This window comes from Halomonas sp. 3H (assembly GCF_024206005.1).
GTDB lineage: Bacteria > Pseudomonadota > Gammaproteobacteria > Pseudomonadales > Halomonadaceae > Halomonas > Halomonas campaniensis.
The window spans coordinates 1412206-1428544 of the sequence record NZ_CP100360.1 but is presented as its reverse complement, the minus strand read 5'-3'; the positions used below and the strand labels follow the sequence as shown (position 1 = coordinate 1428544).

General features: G+C 68.9%; 15 protein-coding genes. 5 read left to right on the top strand and 10 right to left on the bottom strand.

Annotated elements, in window-relative coordinates; genetic code table 11:
* Positions 1–286 precede the first annotated feature (286 nt).
* The gene (locus NFC98_RS06705; RefSeq protein WP_254277331.1) at positions 287–1201 is read left to right on the top strand and encodes a sensor domain-containing diguanylate cyclase; all 915 of its coding nucleotides are present in this window, start codon (positions 287–289) and stop codon (positions 1199–1201) included.
* Here NFC98_RS06705 and NFC98_RS06700 read toward each other — a convergent pair.
* The gene (locus tag NFC98_RS06700) at positions 1198–1866 is read right to left on the bottom strand and encodes a dienelactone hydrolase family protein (RefSeq protein ID WP_254277330.1); all 669 of its coding nucleotides are present in this window, start codon (positions 1864–1866) and stop codon (positions 1198–1200) included. The two genes, NFC98_RS06705 and NFC98_RS06700, sit on opposite strands and share 4 nt — an antisense overlap.
* Positions 1867–2020: 154 nt before the next feature.
* On the opposite strand from NFC98_RS06700, the gene NFC98_RS06695 reads away from it, so the two are divergent.
* Positions 2021–3991 (top strand): ATP-dependent DNA helicase RecQ, encoded by a 1971-nt coding sequence (locus tag NFC98_RS06695; protein ID WP_254277329.1) that lies wholly within the window; start codon positions 2021–2023, stop codon positions 3989–3991.
* Here NFC98_RS06695 and NFC98_RS06690 read toward each other — a convergent pair.
* Both NFC98_RS06690 and NFC98_RS06685 read right to left on the bottom strand, forming a co-directional pair.
* Positions 3980–4618: a hypothetical protein gene (locus NFC98_RS06690; protein WP_254277328.1), complete on the bottom strand. Its 639-nt coding sequence runs from the start codon at positions 4616–4618 to the stop codon at positions 3980–3982. The genes NFC98_RS06695 and NFC98_RS06690 overlap by 12 nt on opposite strands.
* On the bottom strand, positions 4615–6177 hold the full coding sequence (locus NFC98_RS06685) for a sigma-54-dependent transcriptional regulator (RefSeq protein ID WP_254277327.1): 1563 nt from the start codon (positions 6175–6177) through the stop codon (positions 4615–4617). Before NFC98_RS06685 ends, NFC98_RS06690 begins: the two co-directional genes overlap by 4 nt.
* Before the next feature lie 187 nt (positions 6178–6364).
* Between NFC98_RS06685 and NFC98_RS06680 the strand changes: the two genes are divergently transcribed.
* The 3 genes from NFC98_RS06680 (at position 6365) to NFC98_RS06670 (ending at position 9589) form a co-directional block, all read left to right on the top strand.
* Positions 6365–6703, top strand: coding sequence for a 4a-hydroxytetrahydrobiopterin dehydratase (locus NFC98_RS06680; RefSeq protein WP_254277326.1), 339 nt, complete (start codon positions 6365–6367; stop codon positions 6701–6703).
* Positions 6704–7891 (top strand): amino acid aminotransferase, encoded by a 1188-nt coding sequence (locus NFC98_RS06675; RefSeq protein ID WP_254277325.1) that lies wholly within the window; start codon positions 6704–6706, stop codon positions 7889–7891. It abuts the gene before it with no gap.
* 192 nt (positions 7892–8083) lie between these two features.
* Positions 8084–9589, top strand: a complete 1506-nt coding sequence (locus NFC98_RS06670) for an NCS2 family permease (RefSeq protein ID WP_254277324.1) — start codon at positions 8084–8086, stop codon at positions 9587–9589.
* A gap of 86 nt (positions 9590–9675) precedes the next feature.
* On the opposite strand, the gene NFC98_RS06665 is transcribed toward NFC98_RS06670, so the two are convergent.
* From NFC98_RS06665 to NFC98_RS06635, 7 genes are all read right to left on the bottom strand, one after another.
* The gene (locus NFC98_RS06665; RefSeq protein WP_254277323.1) at positions 9676–10416 is read right to left on the bottom strand and encodes an MSCRAMM family adhesin SdrC; all 741 of its coding nucleotides are present in this window, start codon (positions 10414–10416) and stop codon (positions 9676–9678) included.
* 388 nt (positions 10417–10804) lie between these two features.
* Entirely contained in the window at positions 10805–12094 is a 1290-nt protein-coding gene (locus tag NFC98_RS06660; protein WP_254277796.1) for an MATE family efflux transporter, read from the bottom strand.
* A 79-nt stretch (positions 12095–12173) separates the two neighbouring features.
* Entirely contained in the window at positions 12174–12791 is a 618-nt protein-coding gene (locus NFC98_RS06655) for a PAS domain S-box protein (protein ID WP_254277322.1), read from the bottom strand.
* A gap of 144 nt (positions 12792–12935) precedes the next feature.
* Positions 12936–13520 (bottom strand): YceI family protein, encoded by a 585-nt coding sequence (locus NFC98_RS06650; RefSeq protein WP_254277321.1) that lies wholly within the window; start codon positions 13518–13520, stop codon positions 12936–12938.
* Positions 13521–13603: 83 nt separating this feature from the next.
* On the bottom strand, positions 13604–14158 hold the full coding sequence (locus NFC98_RS06645) for a cytochrome b (RefSeq protein WP_254277320.1): 555 nt from the start codon (positions 14156–14158) through the stop codon (positions 13604–13606).
* A gap of 146 nt (positions 14159–14304) precedes the next feature.
* The gene (locus NFC98_RS06640; RefSeq protein WP_254277319.1) at positions 14305–14991 is read right to left on the bottom strand and encodes a type 1 glutamine amidotransferase domain-containing protein; all 687 of its coding nucleotides are present in this window, start codon (positions 14989–14991) and stop codon (positions 14305–14307) included.
* Positions 14992–15124: 133 nt separating this feature from the next.
* Positions 15125–16336, bottom strand: a complete 1212-nt coding sequence (locus tag NFC98_RS06635) for an O-succinylhomoserine sulfhydrylase (RefSeq protein WP_254277318.1) — start codon at positions 16334–16336, stop codon at positions 15125–15127.
* Between the last annotated feature and the right edge of the window lie 3 nt (positions 16337–16339).

Genomic DNA, 16339 nt, shown 5'->3' with positions numbered 1-16339 from the left:
CTGGCACAGGGTGGCTTTCGCCTGGAAGGCCTACGGCCTTCGATCGCGATGCAAAGCATCCCTCCTACATCCCGATTTCAGACGTTGGTGCAATGAGCGACCAAAACCAGTCAACAGCCGCCCTTGTTGGCGATGTCCTACACCGCTGGAAGGATATGACTGACGGGTCAGACGGCGTATCATAAAGCGCTTAATAAGGGCAGAAACCCAGCGACCCCCGACCAGCCATGGCGGGGGCGAATAACGAGAACAGACCTGTACGCAGCAGGGAACATAGGACACCCGCATGACGTCACGACATGTCATGCCGGGTGGGGGAATGGCAGCCGCCGGCATACCCGGCGAACTGGCCGACCGCCTGCCCGGCGTGATCTTCCAGTTGCACCGTCGTCATGACGGCCACCTGCACTTCCCCTATCTGGCCGGCAGCGGACTCCGCCTGATCGGCATCTCCCCGGAGCGGCTCGCCGAGGATGCCAGGCCCGCCCTCGAACGCCTCGACGACGCCGACTTCCCCCGGCTGATGGCGGCCATCGAGCGTTCCGTCAACGGCATGACCCCCATCGCCACCAAGTTCCGGCTGCGCGTCAAGGGACATGGCGTGAGCTGGATCGCCATGCGGGCCCAGCCCGGCCCGGTCGCGACCGGCGTGCTCTGGCACGGCATGCTGCTCGATGTCTCCGAGCAGGTCGCCGAGGAGGCTCGCCTGCGCCGGCTCTCCGACACCGATGACCTGACCGGCAGCGCCAACCGGCGCAAGCTGATGGACCGGCTCGACGAGGAGATCTCGCTGAGCAACCGTCACGGCACGCCGTTGTCGCTGATGATGCTCGACATCGACCACTTCAAGCGGATCAACGACACCCATGGGCACCTGCAGGGCGACGAGGTGCTCAAGTCCCTGGCGGAGATCTGCCGCCAGGCACTGCGCGAGGAGGACCTGGTGGCGCGGCTCGGCGGCGAGGAGTTTGCCCTGCTGCTGCCGCTGACGCCGCAGTCGCGCTGCCATGGCCTCGCCGAGCGGCTTCGTCGGCGCATCGCCCAGCACGATTTCGGGCTCGAGGGGACGCCGGTGACGGTCAGCATCGGCATCGCCGAACACCGAATCGGCGACAGTCGCGACGCCCTGATCGCCCGTGCCGACCACCATCTCTACGCCGCCAAACGTGGCGGCAGGAATCGGGTCGTCGCCGTCAACTAGGCGGTGTCGGGGCGGCCGGCCAGATGCCGGAGGAACCATCTCGCCGCCTTCGCCTCCACCGTCTCCAGGGTGCCGGGCTCCTCGAAGAGGTGGGTGGCACCGGGCACGATCAGCAGTTCGCAGGCGCAGCTCATGCGCGCCATGGCCGCCTCGTTCAGTGCGATCACCTGGCCATCCCGGCCGCCTACCAGCAGCAGGGTCGGCGCTCGCACCGCGGGCAGGGACTCATCGGCCAGATCCGGCCGCCCACCCCGTGAGACCACCGCCCCGACGCGCTCCGGCCGGCGGGCCGCCGCGACCAGCGCCGCCGCCGCGCCGGTGCTGGCGCCGAACAGTCCGATGGGCAGGCCACGGGTGAGTGGCTGCTCCGCCACCCAGTCCACGGCCCCGGTCATGCGGGATCCGATCAACGGGATATCGAAGCGCAGGGCACGGGTCTGCTCGTCGATCAGGCTCTCCTCCGCCGTCAACAGGTCGAACAACAGGGTGGCCAGCCCCTGCTGGGCGAAGTGTAAGGCCACCCGACGGTTGCGTACGCTGAACCGGCTGCTGCCGCTGCCATGGGCAAACACCACGATACCCGCAGCGCTCTCGGGGAGCAGCAGGTCGCCCTCCAGAAGGACACCGGCGGTAGACACCTCCACGGCATGCTGGACCAGCGACATGGCAGCCCCTCCCGATGGCACCGGCGGGCGCCGGTGATCTGCCTGAAGTGTAGCCAGGCGTTCTGACGACGCGCCAACCCACGGGACAGGGGGCCGCCGGGCGGCTACACTGGACAGCCAACCAGTACCCCAACCCGGCAGGGAGCGCCACGCCATGATCCAGCAGACCCTCCAGCAGGTCTTCGGCTACCCCGATTTCCGCCCCGGCCAGCGCCCCGTGATCGAGGCCGTGGTGGCCGGCCGCTCGGCGGCGGCCATCTTCCCCACCGGCTCGGGCAAGTCGCTCTGCTACCAGCTTCCCGCCCTGCACCTGCCCCACCTGACGCTGGTGATCTCGCCGCTGCTGGCGCTGATGCAGGACCAGCTCGCCTTCCTCGAGCGTCACGGCATCCGCGCTGCCAGAATCGACTCCGGCCAAGGACGCGAGGAGGCCGCGGCGGTCATGGCCGGCGTCGAGCGCGGCGAGATCCGCATCCTGATGATCTCGGTCGAGCGCCTGAAGAACGAGCGCTTCCGCGCCTTCATCCGCCGCGTGCCGATCTCGCTGATGGTGGTGGACGAGGCCCACTGCATCTCGGAATGGGGCCACAACTTCCGCCCGGACTACCTGAAGCTCCCCGACTACCAGCGCGAGTTCGGCATCCCCCAGGTGCTGCTGCTCACCGCCACGGCCACGCCGCGGGTGATCGACGACATGCGCCGCCGCTTCGGGATCTCGGCCTCCGATGTCACCGCCACCGGCTTCTACCGGGAGAACCTCGACCTGACGGTGGCGCCGGTGGCCGCCGATGCCCGCCCCCGCGCCCTGGCCGCCTGGCTCAAGCCGCGCCAGGCGGACGCGCCCTCCCCCACCATCGTCTACGTCACCCTGCAGCAGACGGCCGAGCGACTGGCCGCCTACCTTGGCAAGGCCGGCATCAGCGCCACGGCCTACCACGCCGGGCTCGAGGCCGGCAGGCGCGAGGCGATCCAGCGCGACTTCATGGCCGGTGAGACCTCCTGCATCGTCGCCACCATCGCCTTCGGCATGGGCATCGACAAGGCCGACATCCGCGCCGTGGTGCACTTCGACCTGCCCAAGTCCATCGAGAACTACAGCCAGGAGATCGGCCGGGCGGGCCGCGACGGACAGACCTCGGAGTGCCTGATGCTGGCCGGGCGCGACACCCTCGGCGTACTGGAGACCTTCGTCTACGGCGACACCCCGGAGCGCCACGGCATCCGCCGGGTGATCGACGAGCTGCGCGACGCCGGGTCGCGCTGGGAGCTGCTGCTCACGCCGCTCTCCCAGCACGCCAACATCCGGCCCCTGCCGCTCAAGACCCTGCTGGTGCAGTTGGAGCTGCGCGGCATCATCCAGCCTCGCCACGCCTACTTCGCCGACTACCGCTTCAAGCTCCTCGAGGAGCCGGAGGCCCTGGTGGCCCGCTTCCAGGGCGAGCGCCAGGCCTTCGTCCAGGCCATCCTCGACGCCGCCACCCGGGCTCGCACCTGGCACGAGCTGGATTTCGCCGCGCTGGAGGCCCTGGGCCGGGAGCGGGGCCTCGATACCTCCCGCAGCAGGGTGATCACCGCCCTGGACTACTTCGTCGACAAGGGCTGGATGGAGCTGCAGAGTCGGCAGCTCACCGAGGTCTACGAGGTCGTGTCGGCCGACTTCGACCCCGAGGCGCTGACCGACGAGCTCCACGGCTATTTTCGCGACAAGGAGGCGGCGGAGATCGCCCGGCTGCACGCCATGCTCGAGCTCTTCGAGAGTGACCGCTGCCTGAGTCGCCGCCTGGCCGAATGGTTCGGCGACGACCGAGCCCCCGAGCAGTGCGGGCACTGTTCCGCCTGTCGCGGCCAGCCCGCAAGGCTGCCGTCGGGGCCGGCCCTGCCCTCGCTGGAAGACCGCCACCCGGACGAACTGGTCGGCGACCTCAGGACACGCCTGGCCACCCAGGGCGAGGGACACCCCGAGACCCCGGACCTGCTGGCCCGCTTCCTGTGCGGCATCACCACGCCGCTGTTCACCCGCCTCAAGGCGCGGCAGCTGCCGGGCTTCGCGGCCTTAGAGGGCTACCCCTATGCCGAGGTCCGCGAGTGGCTGGCAGCGCATGGCGCGAACTCGTCAACGCAGTAGGCCCCGGCGCTGCAGCCGGCGCATCAGCAGGTGCACCGGCAGGTAGAGCAGCACGGGCCAGAGGCCCATCAGCGCGACCAGGTAGAGCAGCGGGTCCAGCAGCGTCTGTGGCTCGCTGCCGAAGGGGCCCTGCACCCAATTGATGTTGCGCTCGGGGTCGGTCAACAGGAAGCTCGCCGGCACCACCAGCCAGGTCAGCCCGGCCTGGCAGGCCAGCGCCCGCCGGTCATAGCCCAGCCGCCACACCGCAAGCCCCGCCACCGGTGGCAGGATCAGGTGATAGAGGGACAGCAACCGGGTCAGCAGCGGCTGGCCCGCATCGAACATGTACTCGGTGCCACCGATGGGGTGCCAGCCGGTCAGGGCCGCCGTGCCCACGTCCAGCGCCCACAGCGTCCCGACCACGGCCACCGCCAGCCACTGCATGGAGAGCAGCAGGCGGCTCTCCCGCCACAGGCCGACCAGCAGCAGGAAGTTGGCCAGGTTGCACAGCCAGAAGTAGTTCTGGGGCCCCAGCAGGAGCCAGAAGGTGGGCGCCCAGGCGACGATCCAGCCGGTGAAGGCAAGCTTGAGCCAGAGCGGCAGGGCCGCGGATGTCAGGCCTTCCCGGGACAGGCGCTGCTTCACGCTCCCTCCCCGCCGACCCCGTGGCGCCTCAGCTTGTTGGCAATGGTGGTATGGGAGACCCCCAGTCGCCGGGCGAGCTGGCGACTCGAGGGGTGCTGGGGATAGAGCGACTCGAGCACCCGCCGCTCCACCTCGCCGAGGATCTCGGCCAGCGACCCCTCGAGGGGGAGGCCGGCCAGGCACGCGGCCTCACCGGCATCGGGCAGGCGCAGGTGCCCGGGTTCGATGACCCCGCCTTCGCACAGCGAGACGGCCTGGAAGAGCACGTTCTCCAGCTGGCGGACATTGCCCGGCCAGGGGTAGGCGCCCAGTCGAGCCAGGGCCGCGCCCGAGAGCGTCGGCAGCTCGCAGCCGATCTGGCGAGCCGCACGGTCGACGAAGTGCGCGGCCAGGGCGGGGATGCCGTCGCGGCAATCCCGCAGCGGCGGCACCGTCAGGGAGAGAACGTTGAGGCGATGGAAGAGATCCTGGCGGAAGCGCCCCTCGGCACACAGCCGCGGCAGGTCCTGCTGGGTCGCGCAGATCACGCGCACGTCGAGCCATGTCTCCTCGTCGCTGCCCACCCGCCGGAAGCCGCCATCCTGCAGGAAGCGCAGCAGCTTGACCTGCAACCGCGGGCTCATCTCGCCCACCTCGTCGAGGAAGATGGTGCCCCCGGCGGTCAGCTCCAGCAGGCCGAGCTTGCCCTCGGGGCGGGCCCCCTCGAAGGCCCCGGGCGCGTAGCCGAACAGCTCGGTCTCGGCCATGGATTCCGGCAGCCCGGCACAGTTGAGGGCCATGAAGGGGGCCTGCCCCCGCGGACTCGCCAGGTGGCAGGCCCGCGCCAGCAGCTCCTTGCCCGTGCCAGTCTCGCCCTGGATCAGCAGCGGCGCATCCAGCGGCGCCATGCGCCTGGCCTCCCGGGTCAGCGCCTCCAGGCGCGGGCTGGCCTGGAAGATCGCCTCGAACCCGCGCAGCTCCTGGCGCTGCACCTGATAGATGCGCTCGCCGATGCGCTCGGCGCGGTGCAGGGTCACCACGGCGCCGGCCAGCGACGCCACGTCATCGAGGTGCTCCCGGTGCAGCGGCGCGATGTCGGCCAGGAAGGTGGTCTCCCGCAGGGTGACACGCAGGCCGTTGACCCGGGCGTTGTTGCGTCGGACCAGCTCGGGCAGGTCCAGGTCGGGCAGGTAGCGGTCCAGGGAGAGCCCCGGCACCTCGTCGATGCGCACGCCGAGCAGCTGGCCGGCGGCGCGATTGGCGGCCACCACCTGTCCCTCCATGTCGATGGACATCACCGGGTCGGTGAGCGAAGAGAGCAGCGCATCGAGCTCCAGATGGCGCCGCTCGCTGGGCATCAGGCCGACCCGGCGCACCGCGAACACCCCGGGCACCGCCTCCAGCTCGGGTTTGAGGGTCACCAGCTGTGCATTGAGCAGGTGGGGCACATGCAGGTAGATGGCGTTGCCCTGCTCGCCCCCCACCTCGCCACGGGCCACGTTGAGGCCATAGTCGGCAAAATGGGCCACGATATCGCGCAGGATGCCCACCCGATTCTGGCAGTGAAACCTCAGGCGCATGGCAAGAACGCTCCTCTCGGGGATCAAGGGGCCACGCCGTAAATGGGGTGTCACGCCGGCATGACGGAAGTGTCAAGATAACGTGACACCCCCGGCGGCTCAATCCCGTCAGCGCCGCCGGTGCTTGACGCCCGGGGCAGGCTGCACGACCTTGACAGGGCCATGCCATCACCCAGGGAGCCAGACCATGAGCCAGCTGTCCCAGCAGCCCTGCGAGGCGTGCCGCAAGGGCGCCCCCACCGTCAGCGACGCCGAGATCGCGCTGTTCAAGCCGGAGATCCCCCAGTGGCAGATCGTCGAGCGCGATGGCATCATGCAGCTGGAGCGGGCCTTCACCTTCCCCGACTTCAAGCAGGCGCTGGCCTTCACCAACCGCGTCGGCGAGATCGCCGAGGCGGCGGGTCATCACCCGGCCCTGCTGACCGAATGGGGCAAGGTCACCGTGACCTGGTGGTCACACAAGATACGGGGCCTGCACAGGAACGACTTCATTCTTGCCGCCAGAACCGACGAGGTAGCGAATTAAATGTTCGAACACATTGAGCGGGTCCCCGGGGATGCCATCCTCGGTCTGATCGAGGCCTTCAAGAAGGACACCAATCCCCAGAAGGTCGATCTCGGCGTCGGCGTCTACAAGGATGCCCAGGGCAACACCCCGGTGATGCGCGCGGTCAAGCAAGCCGAGGCCCTGCTGCTCAAGAACGAGACCACCAAGACCTACATCGGCTCCCACGGGGCGCCCGAGTACGGCGAGGTGGTGCTGCCCATGGTGCTGGGCGAGGGCTCCCCGGTGCTCGAGGCGAACCGCGCCAGCGCTACCCAGTCTCCCGGTGGCACCGGCGCCCTGCGCCTGGCGGCCGACTTCATCGCCAAGGAGCTGCCCGGCAAGGGCATCTGGGTCTCCGACCCCACCTGGCCGAACCATCACGGCATCTTCACCGCCGCCGGCATCGCGCTGCACAAGTACCCCTACGTGGACGCCGACAACCGCCTCGACTTCGACGGCATGCTCGCCGCCCTGAAGCAGATTCCCGAGGGCGATGTGGTGGTGCTGCACGCCTGCTGCCACAACCCCACCGGCTTCGACCTCTCCCGGGAGCAGTGGCAGACCGTGCTCGAGGTGCTGCGCGAGCGCAGCCTGCTGCCACTGGTCGACTTCGCCTATCAGGGCTTCGGCGAGGGCCTGGAGGAAGACGCCTTCGCCGTGCGCCTGCTGGCAGAGCAGCTCGACGAGGTGATCATCACCAGCTCCTGCTCCAAGAACTTCGGCATCTACTGCGAGCGTACCGGCGCCCTGATCATGGTGGCGAAGAACGCCGAGCAGATGGAGAACGTCCGCTCGCAGATCGCCATCGTGGCCCGCGAGAACTACTCCAACCCGCCGGCCCACGGCGGCGCCATTGTCAGCGAGATCCTGCACTCCGCGGAGCTCGCCGCCATCTGGCGCGAGGAGCTCACCGAGATGCGCGACCGCATCAACACCCTGCGTCGCGACTTCGTCGAGGCCCTGAAGCCCTATGGCCTGGACCAGAAGTATGCGCACATCGCCGAGCAGCGCGGCATGTTCAGCTACACCGGCCTGACGCCCGAGCAGGTCGATCGACTGCGCGACGAGTTCGGCATCTACATGGTGCGCACCGGCCGCGCCAACGTAGCCGGCTTCTCCCACGAGAACCTGCCCTACCTGGCCAAGGCCGTCGCCGCCGTCAACTGATCATTGCACCGCCAGCCATGCCGACGCCCGGGCCCTGCCCGGGCGTTTGCGTTTCGGGTAGACTCCCCCCCTGTTTTTCGCAGCACCGGGGACCAGGGCGCCCCCGGCAGCGCCGGCCTTGACCAGTCAGTCAGGTCGCATAGAGACTGACGCCTGCCTTTTACACAACCACCCAACAGCAAGAGGCTCCCCATGGCGGCTACCCCCGGCAGCTCACCCGTGCACTATCCCTGGTACAAGAAGGAGGATACCGACGCCTTCTTCGCCCTGTTCCAGAACAACATCGCCAACTTCGTGATCATCGCCATCACCATGCTCGGCATGGGCTTCCCGGCGTCGATCGTCTTCGGCCAGGTGCTGCCCGGCGCCGCGGTGGCCGTGATGGTGGGCAACTTCTACTACGCCTGGAGCGCGGCGCGCCTGGCCAGGAAGGAGAACCGGGCCGACGTCACCGCCCTCTCCTACGGCATCTCCACGCCGGTGATGTTCGTCTTCCTGTTCGGGGTGCTGCTACCCGCCAAGCAGCTCACCGGCGATGCCGAACTGGCCTGGAAGGTGGCGGTGGCCGCCTGCTTCATCAGCGGCGCCATCGAGGCACTGATCAGCCTGATCGGCCGCTGGGTCCAGCATCACCTGCCCCGGGCGGCGATGCTGGGGGCGGTCGCCGGCGTGGCGCTGACCTTCATCGCCGGCGAGATGCTGTTCAAGACCCTGGAGATGCCGGTGATCGGCCTGCTGGTGCTGGCGATCATCATCGTCGGCCTGGTCGCCCGGGTGGCCATGCCCTTCCGGCTGCCCACCTCGCTGTTCGCCATCGTGGTAGGGACCGCCATGGCTTACCTGATCGGGGATGCCGGCAGCGAGCGCTTCAGCGACGCCTTCACCCACCTGGGCTTCTACCCGCTGCTGCCCAACCTGGCCTGGCTCGAGGGGCTGGGGCTGCTCTTCACCGGCATGCTGGCGGTGCTCACCGTGGTGCTGCCGATCACCCTCTACAACGCCATCGAGACCATGAACAACGTCGAGGCCATGGAGGCCGCCGGCGACAAGTACGACGTCCGCGAGTGCCAGGCGGTGGACGGCGCCGGCACCATGATCGGCGCCCTGTTCGGCGGGGTCTTCCCCACCACCGTCTACATCGCCACCGTGGGCGCCAAGTGGATGGGCGCCGGGCGCGGCTACAGCCTGCTCAACGGCGCGGTCTACGGACTGGCCACCATGTTCGGCCTGATCGCGGCACTCGCCGCCATCATCCCGGTCTCGGTGGTGGCGCCGATCCTGGTGTTCGTCGGCATGTCGATGATCGCCACCGCCTTCCAGAGCAACGACACCCGCTACTACCCGGCGGTCGCGCTCGCCATGCTGCCCTACTTCGCCAACTACGTGATGACCCGCTTCGGACGCGCCGCCGAGGAGACGGTGACCGGCATTTCCACCGGGATCGTGCCGCTGGGCCAGGGCGCCATGTTCATGGCGATCCTGATCGGCGCCATGACGGTCTCAGTGATCGACCACCAGTTCCGCCGCGCCGCCGCCTTCGCCGCGGTGGCCGCGGGCTTCTCCTTCGTGGGCCTGATGCATGCCCCGGCGCTCGCCCTCAACGCCGCCCCGGACTATGTGGTGGGCTATCTGGTGATGGGGGCCCTGTTCCTCTACTTCGCCTGGCAGCAGCAGCGCCTGGCCGCGGGCCGGACCTGATCCCACGCAAGCGCCGGGGCATCCTGCCCCGGCGCGCTTGAGGGTTAGTCTCCGGGCCTCCTGCCCGGCAATGGGAGCATCAGGCCTCAGTTGGCCTCATCGGTGTCGTCGTCACCGCCGATCATGCCCCGCAGTCGGTCCTTGACCGCCTCGAGTCGACCCTTGGCCGGCTCCGCGGCACGCTCCGTGGCACGATCCAGGCCCGGGGCCTTGGTCTTGCCCTCCTCGTCGACCTCGGTATCGGCCTCGACCCCCGCCTCGGCGTCCACCTGGGTCTCTGCTTCGAGACCTGACTCGGTGTCGGTTTCGGCCTCCAGGCCAGAATCAACGTCGGCATCGGCCTCCAGGCCCGACTCGGCGTCGGCGTCCATACCGGTATCGGCCTCCAGGCCCGACTCGGCGGCGGCGTCCATATCGGCATCGGCCTCCAGGCCCGACTCGGCGGCGGCGTCCATATCAGCATCGGCCTCGCCATCGACACCGCTGTCGGCGTCACCCTCGACACCGCCCTCGGCATCACCGACGGCGTCCCCATCGGCGTCCCCATCGGCGTCCCCATCGGCGTCAGCGCCATCGGCACTCCCGGCGGTATCACCATCTTCGGCGCCGCCGTCGGCATCACCGCCATCGGCACTCCCGGCGGTACCACCCCCTTCGGCGCCGCCGTCGGCGGCCGCCAGCAGCAGGGTGTCACTGGACTGTGTCATCGAGGGAGATGAGGAAAAATCGGTCGACAACGACTCATCTTCCAGCCCCATGGCGTGGGCCTGGACGGTCATGCCGGAGAAGATCAGCGCCATGCTGGCCGCCAGGGTCTTGAGTTTCATGATGCGCCTCCTTGTGCCCCGCCAGGGGGCGGGCCTCCATGTTCTAGGGTGACTCGTCCCTGAGTCGCTCGACCCTCGAGGGGCCGGTTCCTGCCATGAATAAGCGAGCGGCATGCCATAAACAGGAATTAATCAGCAAGGTCAGACAGTTAATCGAATACCACGCTGCGAAGCGAGGCGCGGTGCAGCAGGAAGATGGCCCTATCTGTCGGCAGGAGGCGACGATCCCGGGAGGAAAACCGCGGACAGGGCCAGTTCATCGGACGAAGGTCGCGTCTGGAAATCGCGACAAGGCCGGCGGGATCGATGGACAGCCACTTGCCGCCCGTCCGATCGTCCAGCCGCGGGGCGCTGCCGCCGCTCTGGGTCCGACCCGGGGTGTCGTGAATCAACTGCCGACGGTAGAGGGCTGTCGCCTGGGGCTGGCCAGGATCCGTCGCAGCACCTGCCAGGCGGCCAGCCCGGCCAGCAGGTTACCCACCGCCGCCCCCGCGGCGAGCCCGGCCAGCCCCCCCAGCCAGGCGCCGAGGCCCAGGCACGGCAGGTAGAAGAGAAACAGCCTCGCACCGGACATCAGCATCGCGCGCAGCGGCCAGCCCAGGGCGTTGCCCGCCGAGACCACGAGCATGCAGACGCCGAGCGCGGCATAGCTCGGCAGCAGGAAGCGGATCAGCAGCGCCAGGTCGTCCCGGACCTCCACGTTGCCGGAGAGCGCCAGCCCCACCCAGGGCGCCGCCGCCGCCATGACCAGCCCGAGCCCCAGCTGCCAGACCACCACGACCCGCAGGGCGAGGCGCATCAGCCGGTGCACCTGGTCCCAGTCGCCGGCCCCGTAGCAGCGCCCCAGCCAGGGGGGCAGCGACATGGTCATGGCCAGCACCACCATCAGCGAGAGCGTCTCGAGACGGCTCGCCAGCCCCCAGGCCGCCACCGATGCCTCGCCGAGGGTAGCCACCACCGAGATCGCCAGCATGGCGGCGAGGGGCGGCATCAGCTGGCTGACCATGGCCGGCCCGGCGATGCCAACGAAGGGCCTGGCCGACGCCCGGGCCTCCCGACCCAGTCCCTGCCAGCTCAGCCAGTCCGTCTCGCGGAGCCGCCGGCCCAGCACCAGCAGGCCGCAGGAGAAGGCGATGGCGGTGGCCCAGGCCGCCCCGGGCAGCCCGAGCCCTTCCCAGTCACCGACCCCGAAGATCAGCAGCGGGTCCAGCACCAGGTTCACCAGGCTGGTCACCACCATCATCTTGCCCGGCAGCCAGGTATCGCCGTGGGCGCGGAACAGGCTGTAGCCGAAGTAGAGGGCCGCCCCCAGCCAGGCCGCGAGCAGCTGGGGCGCCCAGTAGGTCCGGATCAGCGCCAGGCTCGCGGCATCGGCGCCCAGGCGGCGAAAGACCGGCTCCTGGACGCCCCACAGCAGCAGCGCCAGCAGGGCGATGGTACCGGTCCCGGCCAGCAGCACCAGGCTGCCGAGCCGTCGCGCCCTTGCCTCCTGCCCGGCGCCCAGGGCCCGGGAGATCAGCGCGGCGATGGCGATCCCCAGCCCCACCTGGATGCCGATGATCAGGAAGGAGAGTGGGAAGGTGAAGGACTGGGCGGCCAGGGGGGTGGTACCCAGGCGCGCAATGAAGGCGCTGTCCACCAGTTGGAAGCCGAGCAGCGCCAGCACGCCGATCGCCATGGGCCAGGTCTGGCGCCACAGGACGAGGCCAAGGGACTGCTCGGTATCAGATCGGATCGTCACTCGCGCTCCTGTCTCTTCACGTTTCATCTCCGGCCGACACGGCATCTGAATCCACCTTCCCGGACAGCCGGACGTCCACACAGAACATCACCGGGTCGGCCGTATGCTCATCCAGCATCACGTGGTAGGAGTAGACCGGCACCGGCCGGCCGTCCCGGTCGCAGAGCACCAGACGCCCAGGAGGGATCGCCCTGCCCTCACGAAGCCACGCCTCATGAGCACGAATCACCTGCCCCCGCATGGTCTCGGGAATGATCAACGACTCCAGCCGGCGCCCCCGCGCCTCCTCGTAGCGATAGCCGTAGAGTCGCTCACTCTCCTCGTTCCAGAAGACCACCCGGCGCTCCCGGTCATAACCCTGGACAGCGATGTTCGGCAGGCTCTCCAGCATCGCCCTGAAACGCTCCTCGCCGAGCCGCGCCTGGAGCTGCCCCAGGTCGGCCTGACTGCCCGGCGCCCGCATGTTGCGCTGCCACTGCCATGCGGCAAGCCCCATCAGCGCCAGACCCGCTACCATCAGCAGGGCCCCCGGGGTGCGCGAGTGCACCGCCACGGAGGCCATCAGAAGGCACACGGCGGCAATCGCCAGCCCGATGGATGAACGACCGGTACCGCGCTTCCACATGGCTGGCATGGCGTCTCTTCTCCTGCGGATCCCGCCCCTGGATGACGCCGCGCATGGTAGCGCTTTTTGGCTGGCGACGCTCATAACGACGCCACCCCCGGGAATGCCGGGGGTGGCGTCTTGCGGGAATCGGAGTCCCCGGGCGGGCCTGGCTTACTGGCGAACACCCTCGAAGGTGATGTAGAGCTCGAGTTCGTGCATCACCTCGGGGAAGTCGCTCATGTCGATGCCGTAGTCGGCCAGGGTGAGCATGGTGCTACCCTCGAAGCCGGCACGGTAGCCGCCCCAGGGGTCCTCGCCCTCGCCCATCAGGCTCACCGGCATCTCGATCTCGCGGGTCTCGCCCTTGAGGGTGAAGTCGCCGGTCAGGGTCCCCTCGTTGTCACCGGTCGGCTCGAAGCCGGTGGAGACGAAGGTGGCGGTCGGATGGTCGCCGGCGCTCAGGAAGTCGTCGCTGAGGAAGTGGCGGTCACGCTCGGCGTGGTTGGTATTGAGGCTGTTGACGTTGACCTCCATCTCGACGCTGGAGGCCTCGAGGTCCTCGGGGTCGTAGTGGAACTGGCCGGAGAACTCCTCGAAGTTGCCGAGGATGTAGGAGTAGCCGAGGTGGTTGATCTTGAACTGGATGAAGGCGTGCTGGCCCTCGGTATCCACCACGTAGTCGTCGGCGTGGACCTGGCCGACGCCCACCAGGGCAGTGGCGGCCAGGGCGGTAGCGATGGCAGTCTTCTTCAGCATGTTGAGCTCCTCGTACAGGATGGTCGTCTCGGGGGTGCCTCGGGTCAGTGGCCGTCGGCGAGTCTTGCAACGGTGCGGACGGCTCAGGGACGCCGGGACCGCGCCGGATGGATCATGCGAGTCAGGGTATCGTGGCGATCCAGGAAGTGATGCTTGAACGCCGCCAGGGCGTGCCCACCGGCCAGCACCATCAGTGCCAGGGCCGCGTACCAGTGCACCTCGCCGGCGATGCTCTCCTGGTTGGGCAGGCCGCTGATCAGCGCCGGCACCTCGAACCAGTCGAAGACGCTGATGCCCCGGCCACGGGCCGTGGAGATCAGGTAGCCGCTGACCAGCACCACCAGCAGCAGCCCATAGAGCAGCACATGGCCCAGGTGGGCCGCCAGGCGCTCCAGGCGGTTGCCCTGTGATGCCGGGGTCGGGTTCAGGAACCGCCAGGCCAGCCTGAGCAGGGTCGCGAACAGCAGCAGGATACCGATCGAGCGATGCCACCAGGGCCCCAGGTTGTACCAGGAATCGAAGTAGCCGAGGCCGGTCATCCACCAGCCCAGCGCGAACAGCCCCACGATGGTCAGGGCGCTGAGCCAGTGCAACACGATGCTGACGATGCCCCACCCGCTTCGGGTATTCCGCCACATGATGCGGCTCCTCGTTGCCTTGGACTGGGTGAAGCTTACCGCAGCGCACCATCAGCATCTGCTGAAAAATGCCGAACCAACCATTCGGAAAAACCGCACGCGGCCCGCCACGCCGGGCGTGACGGGCCGCACGGGCACGGGCTGGTTCAGTGCTTGCCGAGCAGCTCGAGCAGGCGCCGGGCGGCCGGCGCACTGGAGGCCGGATTCTGGCCGGTCACCAGCAGGCCGTCGCAGATCTCGAAGGGCGCGAAGTCGTCAGCGCTGCGCTCGTAGCGCCCCCCCTGGGCCTTGAGCGCATCCTCCAGCAGATGGGGCACCACCTCGGTCAGGCCCACGGCGTCCTCCTCGCTGTTGGCGAAGCCGGTAACCCGCTTGCCCTTGACCAGCGGATCCCCCTCGGGGGTACGCGCCCCGAGCAGCACCGTGGGCGCATGGCACACCGCACCCACCGGGCGGTCGGCGGCCAGGAAGCCCTCGATGAGCCGCTTGACGTCACCATTATCGGTGAGGTCCCAGAGCGGGCCATGGCCACCCGGGAAGAAGAGCGCGTCGAAGTCGCCCACCTCGACCTCGGCGAGCCGTTGCGTGCTGGCCAGCTGCACCTTGGCCGCGTCATCCGCATCGAAGCGGCGGGTCTCCTCGGTGAGGGCCTCCTCGGCCAGGGAGTTGGGATCCACCGGGGGCTGGCCGCCCTTGGGCGAGGCCAGGGTGATCTCGGCGCCGGCGTCCTTGAAGACATAGTAGGGTGCGGCGAACTCCTCGAGCCAGAAGCCGGTGGAGTGGCCGGTATCGCCCATGCGGTCGTGGGACGTCAGTACCATCAGGATCTTCATCGTTGCCCTCCTTGGGCGGCAGTGAATGCGTGCCCTGATGAGATGGCGACAATCGCCGAGAGTTCAAGGCCAGACACGGCAACGCCCGCCCCGCCGAGAGCGGAACGGGCGTCGAGACGTGCCGAGGCGTGGGCTACAGCAGGGCGTCGAGGCCCCGGGCCAGGTCGGCGCGGATGTCGTCGATGGCTTCCAGCCCCACCGCCACGCGGATCAGGCCCTCGGAGATGCCGGCGATACGCTTCTGGTCGTCGGAGAGACGGCCGTGGGTGGTGGTGGCAGGATGGGTGATCGTGGTCTTCACGTCCCCCAGGTTGCCGGTGATGGAGAGCAGCCGGGTGGCGTCGATCACCGACCAGGCCGCCTCGCGACCGCCCTTCACCTCGAAGCCCTTCACCTCGAAACCCAGCACCGCGCCGAAGCCCTGCTGCTGGCGGGCGGCCAGCGCGTGCTGCGGGTGGCTGGGCAGGCCGCTGTAGTGGACGCGGGCCACGGCCGGATGGGCCTCCAGCCACTCGGCCAGCGCCTGGGCATTCTCGCAGTGGGCCTTCATTCGCAGGGCCAGGGTCTCGAGCCCCTTGGTGAAGATCCAGGCGTTGAAGGGGCTCAGGCAGGGCCCGCAGGTGCGCACCACCCCGAACAGCTCCTCGAGCTCCTTGTCGCGACCCACCACGGCGCCGCCGATCGCCCTGCCCTGCCCGTCCAGGTACTTGGTGGCGGAGTGGATCACCAGGTCGGCACCCAACGAGATCGGCCGCTGCAGCGCCGGGGTCAGGAAGCAGTTGTCGATGGCCAGCAGCGCCCCGTGGCGATGGGCGATCTCGGCCAGCGCCGCGATATCCACCACCTCGGAGAGAGGGTTCGACGGCGTCTCGGCGAACAGCAGCCTGGTGGCCGGGGTCATCGCCGCCTCCCAGGCGGCGAGGTCGGCGAGCTCCACGTAGCGGGTGGTGATGCCGAACTTGCCCAGGTACTTGTCGAACAGGCTCACGGTGGAGCCGAACAGCGAGCGCGATGCCACGATCTCGTCACCGGCCGACAGCAGCGCCAGGGCCGTGGAGAGGATCGCCGCCATGCCCGAGCTGGTGGCCACGCAGCGCTCCCCGCCCTCCATGGCGGCCAGGCGCTGCTCGAAGGTGCGCACCGTGGGGTTGGTGAAGCGCGAGTAGACGTTGCCCGGCGCCTCGCCGCTGAACTTGGCCGCGGCTTCGGCGGCACTGCCGTAGACGAAGCTCGAGGTCGGGAAGATCGGCTCGCCGTGCTCCTGTTCATGGGTGCGCATATGGCCGGCACGAATCGCCAGGGTCTCCAGCGCCCACTCGTCGTCTTTCGCCTGTTGCTGATCCATCGT

Excerpts from the sequence above, each read along its gene's own strand:
- NFC98_RS06680 (WP_254277326.1), top strand. The coding sequence starts at position 6,365 with ATGAGCCAGCTGTCCCAGCAGCCCTGCGAGGCGTGCCGCAAGGGCGCC.
- NFC98_RS06640 (WP_254277319.1), bottom strand. The coding sequence starts at position 14,991 with ATGAAGATCCTGATGGTACTGACGTCCCACGACCGCATGGGCGATACC.
- NFC98_RS06670 (WP_254277324.1), top strand. The coding sequence starts at position 8,084 with ATGGCGGCTACCCCCGGCAGCTCACCCGTGCACTATCCCTGGTACAAG.
- NFC98_RS06685 (WP_254277327.1), bottom strand. The coding sequence starts at position 6,177 with ATGCGCCTGAGGTTTCACTGCCAGAATCGGGTGGGCATCCTGCGCGAT.
- NFC98_RS06695 (WP_254277329.1), top strand. The coding sequence starts at position 2,021 with ATGATCCAGCAGACCCTCCAGCAGGTCTTCGGCTACCCCGATTTCCGC.
- NFC98_RS06705 (WP_254277331.1), top strand. The coding sequence starts at position 287 with ATGACGTCACGACATGTCATGCCGGGTGGGGGAATGGCAGCCGCCGGC.
- NFC98_RS06655 (WP_254277322.1), bottom strand. The coding sequence starts at position 12,791 with ATGCCAGCCATGTGGAAGCGCGGTACCGGTCGTTCATCCATCGGGCTG.
- NFC98_RS06700 (WP_254277330.1), bottom strand. The coding sequence starts at position 1,866 with ATGTCGCTGGTCCAGCATGCCGTGGAGGTGTCTACCGCCGGTGTCCTT.
- NFC98_RS06660 (WP_254277796.1), bottom strand. The coding sequence starts at position 12,094 with ATGGCGATCGGCGTGCTGGCGCTGCTCGGCTTCCAACTGGTGGACAGC.
- NFC98_RS06665 (WP_254277323.1), bottom strand. The coding sequence starts at position 10,416 with ATGAAACTCAAGACCCTGGCGGCCAGCATGGCGCTGATCTTCTCCGGC.
- NFC98_RS06645 (WP_254277320.1), bottom strand. The coding sequence starts at position 14,158 with ATGTGGCGGAATACCCGAAGCGGGTGGGGCATCGTCAGCATCGTGTTG.
- NFC98_RS06635 (WP_254277318.1), bottom strand. The coding sequence starts at position 16,336 with ATGGATCAGCAACAGGCGAAAGACGACGAGTGGGCGCTGGAGACCCTG.
- NFC98_RS06650 (WP_254277321.1), bottom strand. The coding sequence starts at position 13,520 with ATGCTGAAGAAGACTGCCATCGCTACCGCCCTGGCCGCCACTGCCCTG.
- NFC98_RS06675 (WP_254277325.1), top strand. The coding sequence starts at position 6,704 with ATGTTCGAACACATTGAGCGGGTCCCCGGGGATGCCATCCTCGGTCTG.